Here is a 12907-nt window from a genome sequence, read left to right as displayed (position 1 = left end):
GATCGCTTTATTATTGGCGTAATTCTCGACGCAGAATTTTGCCAACCGTCGATTTAGGTAATTGCTCCATAAAAATGATTGATTTAGGCACTTTATAAGCACTTAAGTTTTCGCGGCAATAGTCAGTCACTTGTTGCTCATCAATCTGCTCTTTTAAAGTAATGTAGGCACAGACACGCTCACCGGTTTTTTCATCTTTTGCACCAATAACGGCTGCTTCACAGATAGCCGGGTGCTGACAAAGTACGTTTTCAACTTCGTTAGGGTACACGTTAAAGCCAGAAACAATAATCATGTCTTTTAAACGGTCTACAATTTTGTAATTACCACTTGGTAGTTTTAGACCCACATCACCGGTTTTGAAAAAACCTCGTTTCATACATTTGTCGGTTTCGTCTTGGCGTTGCCAGTAACCCATCATCACCTGCGGGCCTTTAACAACAATTTCGCCTGACTCACCATCTGCAACAGGCTCGTCGTTTTCATCCCAAATTTCCACAGTAGTGTTTGAGAGTGGACGGCCAATACTACCAATTTCTTCTTTTTTAAAGTCGTTTAAGGTTGCAACAGGCGAAGTTTCTGATAAGCCATAGCCTTCTTTGATTGTACAACCTGTGGTGTTCATCCACGCATCAGCTGCAGCATGTGTTAAAGCTGCGCCCCCAGAGACGGTCATTTTTAGGTTTGAAAAATTCAGTGCCCTGAACCCTGGGTGCATACACAAGCCAATAAATAAGGTGTTAATCCCTGAAAAGTAATTAATCTCAAATGGTTCGATTTGCTTAACTAACGCATCTAAATCACGAGGATTTGGGATCAGTACGTTAAATTGCCCCATGGCAAATAGGCCAACCATATTCACTGTAAAGGCGTAAATATGATAAAGCGGAAGCGGGCAAATACCCGTTTCTTGACCGGGCTTTAAAATATTGTCAAAGCGCTCATTCATTTGCTCGGCATTGGCTAAAATGTTGCCATGACTAAGCATCGCAGCTTTGGCAACCCCTGTGGTGCCGCCGGTGTATTGTAAAACAGCAATATCGTCACGACTTGCTTGATGAGCATCAAGAGGGGCGAGTCTTTCACCTTGGCGAATGAGTTCGTTTAACGAAAATTGACTCTCTTGCAACGTCGGCTCAGCAACAGCCGCTGCAACAATAACGGTTTTGATCGACGTATCATTGATAACCGTTGCTAATTTATCGGTAAGAGCATCAAGAATAACAATGGCTTTAACATCTGCATCATTAAACTGATGTAGCATTTCACGGGCAGTATAAAGCGGATTGGTATTGACTACGATTAATCCTGCACGAAATGCTGCATAGGTAACGATAGGGTAATCAACAATATTCGGTAATTGAATGGCTATTCTGTCTCCAGCAACAAGACCACTTTGTTGTTGAAACCACTGTGCCAAGTAGCGAGACTGTTGTTCAACTTGGGCATAGCTGAGTGTTTTACCTGCACTGTTATAGGCAGGAAGATCAGCATAAGTTTGACACGTGTGCTCAATTAATTGTGTTAGGTTATCATGTGTGTTCATGGGGATTCCTTAGCGTGTTGTTCTTATTAATTGTTGTTTAATGAGGCGATCCATCACAGAACCCATTATCCAATTCGGTAAGTAACGACTCATGATATAGGTTAGTTTAGATTGTAAGCCTAGGATCACCATTAATTTTTGTTTATCTAAGCCTCGCAGAATATGCTTTGCGGTATCGATAGGGTTTGCCACAGCTATATGTTTTTCGCTTTCGCAAATTAAGCTGATTTTTATGTTATTTGGCTTAAATTTCTTGCGTAGCTTTTTGGCTAAAATCAAAGCGCTTGGTTGTGGCGTAAATTTAGTTGCATCAATAAGGGGGGATGTGATTGCTAGGTGGCCGTTCATGCTTAAGTGTGGCGTTATTAGTGTTGCAAAGTGCTGACAAGCAATACTATTTTCTTTACTTAGTTGCTCATTGGTACTGCAGCTAAAAATGGCTAAATCTGGTTTGCCTATCGCTGCGATTGCATTATTTACTTGAGTTTGCAGCGCTTCATTATCGCAGATATGCGTAGCAAAATACTCAATGTATTGGTAATCATCAGCAAGCTCACTTAACGATTGTTTTGTTTGTTCGTTGAAATGTACGTCAAATAAAGCGACATCGTCACCACGGCTAATATATTGCTTTGCCAATTCGAACCCAATGCCACTGTTGGCACCGGTAATAAACACTCTTCTTAACATTGCACGACCACTAATTAGCGAAACTAGCTAGTCAATATATATAAATTGTTAACAGAAAACTTAGCTTTAAACGACCCGTTTTTAACTTTTTACGCCATTAGCTCGAGTGTAACTTACGATAATCTTTTGGTGGAATGCCATACCAGCGCTTAAAAGCGCGAGTAAACTCGCTGTAATTAGAAAAGCTTAAGATATCTGATATGTTCGATAAACTGAGGCTAGATTCTGTTAAATATTGGTGTGCTAGATTACAGCGTACATCATCGACTAATTCACGAAAGGTTGTGTCATGCTTTGTTAAGTGACGCTGCAAGCTACGAGCACTCATTGATAGCTTTTCGGCTATTAGGTTTACGCCAAACTCTTCGTGGAGTAAGTATTGCTTGATAAGTACTTCAACATGATCTGCAATGTTTTCGCGTTTTGTGTCTGCTGGCTGTCCAAGCTGTTGGCTAAGTATAGAAAACAACTGCTTATCTGAATTCTTAATAGGGAGCTTTAGGTATTTTTTCTCAAATACTACTGCGGTGTGTGCACAGTTAAATACCGGAACTTGGCCAAGAGCTTGACGATAAACACTCGGATTTTCATCGCAGCTATGGGGAAGCTCCAAGCGGTGGAGTTTTATTTGATCATCGGTTAATTGTTTTAATAAATTGACCCCGACGCTTAAAGCTAAGTCGGCACCATGATAAACGCTCACCTTTAGGCTCGTGCGAACAAAAAACGATAGCTTTACATAGTCTTGGTCTACTTCAAGGAGTAAGTCAGCGCTATTTTGATGAACATGATAGTACTTAGTTAAATTTTTTAGCGCCATTTCAAGGGTGTCGCAATTGCCCATCAAATAACCAACAGACCCTAAAATATTCAAGCTTTGCCAACGGCCTAATTCTAGCCCGAAATAGGGCAGGTTTAATTCTTTCGCCGTGAGTTCTAATAGCTGAATGAGTTGCTGATACTGCACAAAGTTATTGGCATCTTGTAGTTGTTTTCTGTCTAAACCAACGCGCGATAATAGTGCGTCAGGGTTCACCAATTTACTTTCGATCAGTTCAATATAGCCGTGTAGAGCAGATACTCTAATTAGATCGGGTGCTTGTGTTAATCGGGGCATAGTGTGCTCTTTTTTAGTGCGTTGGCGTAAAAAGTAAAAAAAATTTCGTTAAAAGTAAAGTAATATAGGTCATTAAAGTTTAACAATGTATTAACTGATTGGCCTGTTGACTGCAATTAAGGCTGTAACGTGCTTAGAGGAACACACAATGAACTACTCAAAAGTTTTTATCAGTGGCGGCAATGGTTTTATTGGCCGCACTCTCGCACGCTACTTTAAAGCGCATGGGGTCGATGTATGCGGCGTTGATTTAACACCCTGTGAAGAATTTAACATTGTTGCTGGTAATTTGAATGAGCCAGCGAGTTGGCGCTCATTAATGAATGACTGCGATTTAGTTATTCATACAGCGGCAATTGTTTCAAATGCGTTTAGCTATAAACAAACATGGCAGGCGAATGTGGGTTGGACGAAAAACTTACTCGATGCAGCGGTGGCTGCAAACACAGTAAAGCGCTTTATTCATATTTCGTCGACGGCCGTCTATGGTAGTGATTGGCAAACTGATATTAAAGAAGATGCGCCTTTGTTCCCTGATGGCAGAGCCTATAACGATTCGAAAATGATGAGCGAGCATTTATCACTAAGCTATCACGCTAGTAAAAAACTCAATGTCACAATAATTCGCCCTGGCGATGTCTATGGGCCCGGCTCAAGACCGTGGATAGCTTACCCATTACAAGAAATCGCCAAAGGCAAGTTCATGGTACCAGAGGGCATGTTTGGGCCTGTTTATATTGATGATTTAGTCAAAGGCATTTACCAAAGTGCCATGAGCGACGATGCAAGCGGTGAAATTTTTAATCTATCAGGCCCTGAGCAAGTGACTAATCAAGTTTATTTTAATTACTTGGCACAGGCACATGGGAAAAATCACGTCACAGTAGTGAATTTGGCTTTAGCGTTAAAGCTAACAGGGTTCATTGAGTGGTGTTATCACCTTGTTGGTAAAACCACAGATATCAATCCGTCGACCATGCGCATGCTAAGTCGTAAAAGTGCAGCGTACAGTAATGAAAAGGCGCAGAACATTTTTGGTTATAAACCAGAATTTACATTACAGCAAGGTATGCAACATGCATTGCAGTGGGCGTATGAACAAGGGCTGTGTAAAGAAGAACCACGCACAGATACCGCCACAGCAAATTAAAGGCAACTAGTTAACTTATTGAAAGCAAGTGAAAAGAGGGCACACACATGGCATTACCAGATATTATTAATCATCAAGATTTCTTACTGACTATTCATACAAATGATGAAAAGCTAATTAAAAACGCTTTACCAGGCGTGCACATTTATCCACTCATGCTCGATTCTGAGAATGGGGTATGGGTATTACGCGTTTTATTTGAGCCGGGTACGGTTTTGCCAAAGCACTTTCATACTGGGGTTGTACATTTATATACCCTAGCAGGCAGCTGGCACTACACAGAATACCCTGACGATTTACAAGTGGCTGGTAGCTATTTGTTTGAGCCAGGCGGTTCTATTCATCAATTTCAAGTACCAGCAGACAACACTGAAGTGACCGATACCTTTATGGTGGTTATGGGATCTAACATTAACTTTGACCCAGATGGTAACTATATGAACATTATGGATGCAGGTTGGATTGAGCAAGTGATGTTAGCAGCCGCAAAAGAGCAAGGAATTGAGCCTAACTACATTAAACCAAAGAGTTTATATGGTTTTAGTAAGTAATTTTATTCCCTGAAGTGAAAGCCCTTGATTACATAAGTGATTGAGGGCTTTATAGTTTTTGATATATCCAACCTTTCAATCTAAAAAACAAATCAATTTAATCTAAACAATCAATTTTATTTTGATCGCTCACACCTCTATTGTATTAATCAAGCAGACGCAAGGCTGCGTTAATTAAACTTTTTTTAAATACATCAATGAGGAATATTATGAGCACTTCATTAATTAACACAAAACTACAATCATTCAATGCAACAGCTTACCACAACGGTGACTTTGTAGAACTAACAGAAAAAGACGTGCTAGGTAAGTGGTCAATCTTCTTCTTCTACCCAGCAGACTTCACTTTCGTGTGTCCTACAGAGCTTGGTGATGTTGCTGATTACTACGAGCAGCTTCAAGAAATGGGTGTTGAAGTTTACTCAGTATCAACTGACACGCACTTCACTCACAAAGCATGGCACGATACGTCTGACACAATTGGTAAAATCAAATTCCCAATGATTGGTGACCCTACAGGTCGTATTACACGTAACTTCGGTGTGATGATTGAAGAAGAAGGTCTTGCTCTTCGTGGTACATTCGTAATGAACCCTGAAGGCGAAATCAAAGTAATCGAAACTCACGACTTAGGTATCGGTCGTAGCGCGAAAGAGTTAGTACGTAAAGTACAAGCTGCACAGTACATTGCTAATCACGACGGTGAAGTATGTCCTGCATCATGGCAGCCAGGTGAAGAGACACTTGCACCTTCACTAGACCTAGTAGGCAAAATCTAATTTGCTACAGCATTAAACGATAGCAAAGCTTTGCTTTGCTATCTCAATGCAACCTTAATTGCCCATCACAACTCACATTAAGCACATTAGCGGGTGATGGGCAGTTATCCCTAAAATTTTTCTAGATTATTTATTCTGAACTCAAGGGCTAAGCCATGTTAGATACGAATATCAAAAACCAATTAACAAGCCACTTTGCTTCTATTACCAGCCCTGTTGAGCTGCTTATCGCCTTGGATGACAGCAATAAATCAACAGAACTTAAAAACTTAGCAAACGATTTAGCTTCGTTAAGCGACAAATTCTCGGTGCGAGATAACCCTAGCCAAGATGTGCGTCGTCCATCTATGGTGGTATCTTCACCTATTAACAATACGCAAATCACATTTGCGGGTGTGCCTATGGGCCACGAATTCACAAGCTTGATCCTTGCTCTACTGCATACAGGCGGTCATCCAAGTAAGGCATCAGAGATTGAAATTGAACAAATTAAATCATTGCCTGGGCCGCTTAACTTTGAAGTGTATATTTCATTGAGTTGTCAAACATGTCCGCAAGTAGTGCAAGCACTTAACCTGATGGCGGCACACAATGAAAATGTTACGGCTACGATGATTGATGGCGCCTTGTTCCAAGACGAAGTGAACGAGCGTAATGTGTTAGCAGTACCGGCTGTGTACTTAAATGGTGAGTTATTCAGCCAAGGCGCTGTAAACTTGACTGATATCTTAAATAAAGTAGATACCAAAGCGGCTGCACGCCAAGCCGAAGCACTGAACGATAAAGAGTTATTCGATGTACTTGTTGTTGGTGGTGGCCCTGCAGGCGCTTCTGCGGCAATTTATTCAGCACGTAAAGGCTTAAATACGGGTGTGGTTGCAGAGCGTTTTGGTGGTCAGGTATCAGACACATTAGCAATTGAAAACTTTATATCAGTTAAAGCGACTGAAGGCCCTAAATTGGTTGCACAACTTGAAGAGCACGTAAAAGAATACGATGTTGATGTTATGCAAAACCAACGTGCGGCATCGCTTACTAAGCAAGATAATTATCAAATTACGCTAGAAAATGGCGCGGTTTTAAATGCTAAATCTGTGGTATTAGCAACTGGTGCACGCTGGCGTGAAATGAATGTACCCGGTGAGAAAGAGTATCGCGGTCATGGCGTTGCTTACTGTCCTCACTGTGATGGTCCGTTATTTAAAGGCAAAGCGGTAGCAGTAATCGGCGGTGGTAACTCAGGTATTGAAGCTGCAATTGACCTTGCAAACATTGTTGAGCATGTCACCGTGCTGGAGTTTGCTGATACCTTACGTGCTGATGAAGTACTTATTCGTAAAGCAAATAGCTTAAACAACATTACTATTATCAAAAACGCGCAAACGACTGAAGTTGTTGGTGATGGTAAACGAGTAACAGGCTTAAGCTATATTGACCGCATCTCTGGCGATGAAAAATCACTTGAGCTTGCAGGTATCTTTGTGCAAATCGGCTTGGTGCCAAACACTGAATGGTTAAAAGATTCAGCGTTATCACTGACTCGCTTTGGCGAAATCGAAATTGATAGCAAAGGTGCAACATCATTACCGGGTGTTTACGCGGCAGGTGATGCAACAACAACGCCGTTTAAGCAAATCATTATTGCTATGGGCAGTGGTGCAACGGCAAGCTTAGGTGCATTTGATTACTTAATTCGCCACAGCGATGAAACTCAAAGTACAGAAGATGCAGCTTAATTAGCTACATAAACAATGACTCTTGATTAGGCAGCTCACACCCATAGCTGCCGCTTTAAAGCCGCCCTCTCCAAAGGCGGCTTTGTTTTTATTAATACAGCTATTGATACTGCGCTGCAGTAATAAACTCCTCAAAACTTTCACACCAAATAACTACTGTATTGTAATCACTGACATCGATACCTTGTGGTACAACTAATTTAAAGCCATTGAACGAACGCACCCCTGAAACACGCTGCATTGTGCCTTTTTGTGCTAAGAAATCGGCTTCGTTATCAATAAAGTTTCGCGATAGATAAAGCTGATAGTCAGGCCCAGGTGATAACGTGCCCTGCATAGAAATAGCATCATTCGTTAGATACACCTTGCCATCACCATAATGCAAGCGGTCTGAGCCTTTGAGATCGGGCTTAAACGTTGCACTAAACTGCGATCGACCTTGATGCTGCTTCAAAATAGCAATATCGGGTGCTGGTTGTTCAGTTAAAATAGGTAAACTGTACACTCCAGCTATAAAACCCGCTGCAAAAATCGCCAATGTCATAATGGTAATTATCAGCGCTTTTAGCATGCTTACTCCTTATTTTTTAGCGTTATGATGTGACGTTGCTTTAAAGAAAATTGTTTTTCAACATCACCAAAGTATTGCAAATAGAGCTTCTCAAGTTCACCTGATTGCTGCAATTTTTGCATACCTTGTTCTAGTATATCTCTAATGTGTTGATTCTCTTTGCTTAAGTAAAAGTAATAGTCACTGGGGTATTGCAATATAATGTTTGGTGCAATAACAAAATTGAACTGCTTTAGTTTATTCAGTTCGGTGCCAATAGCCAGTACTGAGCGTGGAAAGTAATCACCGAGTCCAGTTTCAAGGGCTTTTACCATCCCTGGGTAATCAAGCTCGCCATTGACTGTTAAACCATTGTTTTTCAGTACGGTATAATCAGACCAGCTCTGTTTTTGTAGGCCAACCAAGGGAGTTAAATCAGCAAGGGTTTCGATGTTGCTAAACTTTTCTTGATCTTCATGGCGAATAATAAGCAAACGTTGGCCGTGTAAGCCCTTGTAGAGAGGAATAGTCGTTCTGACTAATGAATCAGTTTGCTGCTGGGGTAAAGAAAGCCATGCTAAGGTAATTGTTTTATTATGGCTTAGCTGCTCTACAACACGTTTATTATTCATAGGCCTAATATTGTAAAGCAGTACAACATCCGCACCCATTGCGGCAAAACTTTTGTCGAGAATATCGTGAATATATTGATTTTTCGCCGCATCGTTATAGCTAGGTTTAGCAAGCTGAATAACAATTTGTTCATGAGCTAATACTTGTAGACTCGACAGAGCAAATGTCATTAAAAATATCAGTATTGCTCTGTTCATTAATTTAAGTCCTTTTTTGAGCGCAGGTTTATAGGACTATACTTTGAAAACATGCACCTGCTGTTGTAGACGCGAAGCCAGTGAGGCCAACTCTTGGCTGGCTTGTGCATTTTGTTGCGAGCTTTCGCTAACCAGTGAAATGCTACTACTAAATTCATTAATATTACAGCTTAGTTCGTTTGCAACAGTGGTTTGCTCATCCGTTGCGGTGGATACTTGGTTGTTCATATCGGCGATAAGTGCCATTTCTTGAGTAATTTCAGTCAGTAATTGTGATGAGCGCTCTGCGTATTCAACACTTTGTTTAGCACTTTCGTCTGCATTGCCCATGGCGGTAACTGCTTGCTGCGCCATTGCTTGTAGTTTACTGATCATTTCGTTAATACTGGCTGTGGCTTTTTGCGTGTTGTGCGCAAGCTGCCTGACTTCATCGGCTACCACTGCGAAACCGCGACCCGACTCACCTGCGCGTGCTGCTTCAATGGCCGCATTTAATGCAAGTAAATTGGTTTGTTCTGCAACACCTTGGATCATCATTACCACTTGATTGATATCGGTTGATTGTGTATTTAACTCATTGATTAGTTTTGTATTCGCATTAACGATATGTGATAAACGGTTTATTGCATCGATATTTTCTTGCACAGACTGCTGACCCTGTTTAGCAGTTTTATCAGTGTGAGTGGCTTTTTCTGATGTTGATAATGCATTTGCGGCCACTTGCTCAATGGCACTACTCATTTGCGTAATAGCGGTGGCAATCATCGCCGATTGATGTTCTTGCTCTGTGGCTGTGCTTGCAACTTGGTCGCTAATTGAGTTCATTTGCTCAGCAGCGGATGAAAGGGTGAGTGTTGCGCTGGTTACATCATTTACAAGTGCATGAATGCGCTCCATCATGGCATTAAAGTGGTTTGCTGCTTGAGCTATTTCGTCATTACCATGGGTTTTGGCGCGCAGACGCAAATCGGCATTTTCTGAGATAGAGCCTATCGTTTCACTAAGCGATAACAATGGGTTATGAATAGACCGGTAAATGATAAAGGCAATAGCCAGCAACAGAATAATTAAAATTGTGATAGAGGCAGTCATAGCGATACTGACTTGAGCAAAATCTTTATCTGCGGCGTTTTTAAACTTGTTAGCCTCATTGATTTGTAAGCTTATTAGCCCTTGATAGCTTTCGCTCAGTGGGTCAAACACATCATAAAGACTTTTTACGAACACCTCGTTAGGCACTGCTTTAAGTTGGTCACTTTTTACTTGGTTTAAAAATGTGCTTAGTTCGCTTTCTACTACAGCTAGATTCTTTTCCACGATATTAACTAAGCGCTGCTCTTCTGTCGTGAGCTTGGTCCCTAAGTAGCTTTTCCATTTGCTATCAGCAACATTTTTTGCATTTTCAACGGCGGCTAGAAAGTCAGTTTTTGAAATTTGTTCAGCGCGGTATTTATGGAATAGATCAACAATGCTAACTGCGTAATTGTCCGATACTGTTTTTATTTGCTCAAGGGGGATGACTCTATCGTCATACAAACTGTCGATGCCTTTTACCATGCCCGACATAATAGACATTGTAAAAATAGAGGTGATCACAAAAACTGTAACCGGTAACAAAGCCAAGACGGCTAATCGCGTACGAACGGTGTAGTTATTTAACATGGGCGTGCAAATTTTTGTAAGGACTTAGTATTAAAGCTAATAGATAAATGGTTTTAAGCAAGTTTTTGCAATGATGATTTACGCTCAATATAACTAAGCCATCAAATTATTCAGTTTTTGCGGGTAACGGACTCCCGCTTTACTATAGTAGGCGCGTATTTGAAGGTGCTTCCTTGTTGAGGTGTTTCTCCAGCGCGGTATGCAAGCGCAAGTTCAGTTGCTTTCATTGCCATCATCTCGATAGGGTAGCGCAGAGTTGTTAATTTTGGGCGGCAGTATTTAGCTAGTAAAACATCATCATAACCGATGATAGAGACTTCATTGGGCACATCAATATTGTGATCTTGAAGCATTGTCATTGCGCCTGATGCCATTGCATCGTTATATGCCAGTACAGCAGTAAAGTCAGCACCTTTGGCTAAGAGGTTTTGCATGGCTATTTCGCCGCCTTGTTGATCGGGGGTGCTAAGCTCAATCATCGTGTCATCTAAGAAAATATTGTGCTTTTCTAATTCAGATTTAATACCTGCTAAGCGGTTGCTTGGATCATCAATATCATATTGACTGCTAACAACAGCAAATTTCGTATGACCTTGCTTAAGCATATGCTTAGCCATTGTTTTACCGCCACTTATATTGTCTAGCCAAATACAGCGATGGCTAATTTGCGGTATATAACGGTTGATCAGTACAAACCCCGGTACCGTATTTGCAAAATTTATTAGCGTCTCATCATCAAGAGCTTTGCTATGCACAACCATCGCATCACAACGGTGTTCTAATAATGTTTCAATTGCCTTTAGTTCAGTCTCTTTCTTTATTGAACCAGTACTGATTAATATTTGAGAGTTATTTTTTCTGGCTATGGTTTCTATACCATGGGCCATGGTAGCAAAAAAAGGATCTGAAAGTTCAGGTAAAACAATCCCTAATGATTGACTGCGTTGAGTGACGAGTGCACGGGCATTCGCATTGGGCCGATAACCAAGTTCTTGCATTACTCGCTTTACTCGTTTTCGGGTAGCATCACCCACTTTTGGGCCGTTATTAACCACGCGAGATACTGTTGCTAAGGATACACCTGCAATTTGAGCAATATCTTTTATGGTTGCCATCTTACTCCTGTCCCTAACTATATTACTGTACTAACTCATCAGATATTAAACGACTTTACACTTTTATCCTAGCAATAAAAGAGTGGACTTATCTAAATAATCAAAAATTGCTTTATCATTTAAAGGTAAACGTTTACCCTTAGATCTACTTTGGAGGTTTTTATGAATATTTTAGTCACCGGTGGGGCTGGGTATATTGGCTCTCACACACTTATCTCATTGATCGAAAATAACCATAATGTCATTGTGGTAGATAACTTGGTAAATAGTAAATATGAGGCAATCAGAAGGGTTGAGCGTATTACTGGGCGAAAAGTTATCTTTTATGAATGCGATATCAGAAATGAAAGTTCGTTAAGTAGTATATTTTCAGCACATCAAATTGATGCCGTGATTCATTTTGCTGGACTTAAAGCTGTTGGTGAATCAGTCATGGAACCCTTAATGTATTACGATAATAATGTACACGGGACTTGTATTTTATTAGAGGTCATGAAAAAGCATAACGTCAAAAACTTAGTTTTTAGTTCGTCAGCCACCGTGTATGGTGATCCATCAAGTGTGCCTATTGATGAAGACTTTCCTGTAAAAGCCACCAATCCTTACGGAAGAAGTAAGCTGTTTGTTGAAGAGATATTGCAAGACTTTGCACAAGCTAATAACGCTATATCTATAATAATTCTAAGATATTTTAATCCGGTTGGCGCCCATAAAAGTGGCTTAATAGGTGAAGACCCTCTTGGGATCCCGAATAACCTAGTGCCATTTATAGCGCAAGTTGCTGTTGGTAAACGCGATAGCTTAGCTGTATTTGGTAATGATTACCCGACAACAGACGGTACAGGTGTGCGAGATTATATTCACGTTGTAGATTTAGCTGAAGGCCATGTCGCAGCCCTTGAAGCTAAAAATGGTCAGTGTGGCGTACATATCTACAACCTAGGAACAGGCCAAGGGACAAGTGTGCTAGGTGTTGTTGCTGCTTTTGAAGTTGCAAGTGATAAACAAATTCCATGTTCAATTCAGGGGCGGCGTCCTGGTGATGTTGCTGCTTGTTATGCTAATGCAGATAAAGCTAAAGCTGAGCTTGGATGGCAAGCGAAACTCAGTATGGAAACAATGATGCAAGATGTATGGCGCTGGCAATCTAAGAACCCTAACGGGTACCTCTAAGTTATGAA

At 40.9% G+C, this 12907-nt stretch carries 12 protein-coding genes; 5 read left to right on the top strand and 7 right to left on the bottom strand.

Features of this window, described 5'->3' with window-relative positions; translation table 11 throughout:
• Positions 1-10 precede the first annotated feature (10 nt).
• The 3 genes from ABMY41_RS03650 to ABMY41_RS03640 all read right to left on the bottom strand — a co-directional run bounded on the left by ABMY41_RS03650 (position 11) and on the right by ABMY41_RS03640 (position 3353).
• The gene (locus ABMY41_RS03650) at positions 11-1546 is read right to left on the bottom strand and encodes an AMP-binding protein (RefSeq protein ID WP_349274153.1); all 1536 of its coding nucleotides are present in this window, start codon (positions 1544-1546) and stop codon (positions 11-13) included.
• Positions 1547-1555: 9 nt separating this feature from the next.
• The gene (locus ABMY41_RS03645) at positions 1556-2236 is read right to left on the bottom strand and encodes an SDR family NAD(P)-dependent oxidoreductase (RefSeq protein WP_349274152.1); all 681 of its coding nucleotides are present in this window, start codon (positions 2234-2236) and stop codon (positions 1556-1558) included.
• A 97-nt stretch (positions 2237-2333) separates the two neighbouring features.
• Positions 2334-3353, bottom strand: a complete 1020-nt coding sequence (locus ABMY41_RS03640; protein WP_175078812.1) for an AraC family transcriptional regulator — start codon at positions 3351-3353, stop codon at positions 2334-2336.
• 148 nt (positions 3354-3501) lie between these two features.
• Between ABMY41_RS03640 and ABMY41_RS03635 the strand changes: the two genes are divergently transcribed.
• The 4 genes from ABMY41_RS03635 (at position 3502) to ahpF (ending at position 7569) form a co-directional block, all read left to right on the top strand.
• A complete protein-coding gene (locus ABMY41_RS03635) occupies positions 3502-4503 on the top strand; it encodes an NAD(P)-dependent oxidoreductase (RefSeq protein WP_349274151.1) in 1002 nt (333 codons plus the stop codon).
• Between the two features lie 47 nt (positions 4504-4550).
• Positions 4551-5054, top strand: coding sequence for a 2,4'-dihydroxyacetophenone dioxygenase family protein (locus ABMY41_RS03630; protein WP_054562481.1), 504 nt, complete (start codon positions 4551-4553; stop codon positions 5052-5054).
• Positions 5055-5263: 209 nt separating this feature from the next.
• Entirely contained in the window at positions 5264-5833 is a 570-nt protein-coding gene (gene ahpC / locus ABMY41_RS03625; protein ID WP_289097061.1) for an alkyl hydroperoxide reductase subunit C, read from the top strand.
• 155 nt (positions 5834-5988) lie between these two features.
• Complete coding sequence (gene ahpF, locus ABMY41_RS03620; protein WP_289097062.1) at positions 5989-7569, top strand: alkyl hydroperoxide reductase subunit F; 1581 nt, start codon at positions 5989-5991, stop codon at positions 7567-7569.
• A 100-nt stretch (positions 7570-7669) separates the two neighbouring features.
• On the opposite strand, the gene ABMY41_RS03615 is transcribed toward ahpF, so the two are convergent.
• From ABMY41_RS03615 to ABMY41_RS03600, 4 genes are all read right to left on the bottom strand, one after another.
• Positions 7670-8140, bottom strand: a complete 471-nt coding sequence (locus ABMY41_RS03615) for a DM13 domain-containing protein (RefSeq protein WP_349274150.1) — start codon at positions 8138-8140, stop codon at positions 7670-7672.
• 2 nt (positions 8141-8142) lie between these two features.
• Complete coding sequence (locus ABMY41_RS03610; protein WP_349274149.1) at positions 8143-8949, bottom strand: transporter substrate-binding domain-containing protein; 807 nt, start codon at positions 8947-8949, stop codon at positions 8143-8145.
• A 36-nt stretch (positions 8950-8985) separates the two neighbouring features.
• Positions 8986-10611: a methyl-accepting chemotaxis protein gene (locus ABMY41_RS03605; protein WP_287245512.1), complete on the bottom strand. Its 1626-nt coding sequence runs from the start codon at positions 10609-10611 to the stop codon at positions 8986-8988.
• A 110-nt stretch (positions 10612-10721) separates the two neighbouring features.
• A complete protein-coding gene (locus ABMY41_RS03600) occupies positions 10722-11726 on the bottom strand; it encodes a substrate-binding domain-containing protein (RefSeq protein WP_287243191.1) in 1005 nt (334 codons plus the stop codon).
• Between the two features lie 162 nt (positions 11727-11888).
• On the opposite strand from ABMY41_RS03600, the gene galE reads away from it, so the two are divergent.
• Positions 11889-12899: a UDP-glucose 4-epimerase GalE gene (gene galE / locus ABMY41_RS03595; RefSeq protein ID WP_287243189.1), complete on the top strand. Its 1011-nt coding sequence runs from the start codon at positions 11889-11891 to the stop codon at positions 12897-12899.
• Positions 12900-12907: the final 8 nt, after the last annotated feature.

The sequence above is a fragment of the Pseudoalteromonas sp. BZA4 genome, from assembly GCF_040104395.1.
GTDB lineage: Bacteria > Pseudomonadota > Gammaproteobacteria > Enterobacterales > Alteromonadaceae > Pseudoalteromonas.
The sequence above is the reverse complement of the archived record's forward strand: the minus strand, read 5'-3'. Positions and strand labels throughout refer to the sequence as shown.

What these genes read in the sequence shown, in the direction of transcription:
- ABMY41_RS03605 (WP_287245512.1), bottom strand. Translation starts at nt 10,611, where the DNA reads ATGTTAAATAACTACACCGTTCGTACGCGATTAGCCGTCTTGGCTTTG.
- ABMY41_RS03600 (WP_287243191.1), bottom strand. Translation starts at nt 11,726, where the DNA reads ATGGCAACCATAAAAGATATTGCTCAAATTGCAGGTGTATCCTTAGCA.
- ABMY41_RS03630 (WP_054562481.1), top strand. Translation starts at nt 4,551, where the DNA reads ATGGCATTACCAGATATTATTAATCATCAAGATTTCTTACTGACTATT.
- ahpF (WP_289097062.1), top strand. Translation starts at nt 5,989, where the DNA reads ATGTTAGATACGAATATCAAAAACCAATTAACAAGCCACTTTGCTTCT.
- ABMY41_RS03615 (WP_349274150.1), bottom strand. Translation starts at nt 8,140, where the DNA reads ATGCTAAAAGCGCTGATAATTACCATTATGACATTGGCGATTTTTGCA.
- ABMY41_RS03645 (WP_349274152.1), bottom strand. Translation starts at nt 2,236, where the DNA reads ATGTTAAGAAGAGTGTTTATTACCGGTGCCAACAGTGGCATTGGGTTC.
- ABMY41_RS03635 (WP_349274151.1), top strand. Translation starts at nt 3,502, where the DNA reads ATGAACTACTCAAAAGTTTTTATCAGTGGCGGCAATGGTTTTATTGGC.
- galE (WP_287243189.1), top strand. Translation starts at nt 11,889, where the DNA reads ATGAATATTTTAGTCACCGGTGGGGCTGGGTATATTGGCTCTCACACA.
- ABMY41_RS03640 (WP_175078812.1), bottom strand. Translation starts at nt 3,353, where the DNA reads ATGCCCCGATTAACACAAGCACCCGATCTAATTAGAGTATCTGCTCTA.
- ahpC (WP_289097061.1), top strand. Translation starts at nt 5,264, where the DNA reads ATGAGCACTTCATTAATTAACACAAAACTACAATCATTCAATGCAACA.
- ABMY41_RS03610 (WP_349274149.1), bottom strand. Translation starts at nt 8,949, where the DNA reads ATGAACAGAGCAATACTGATATTTTTAATGACATTTGCTCTGTCGAGT.
- ABMY41_RS03650 (WP_349274153.1), bottom strand. Translation starts at nt 1,546, where the DNA reads ATGAACACACATGATAACCTAACACAATTAATTGAGCACACGTGTCAA.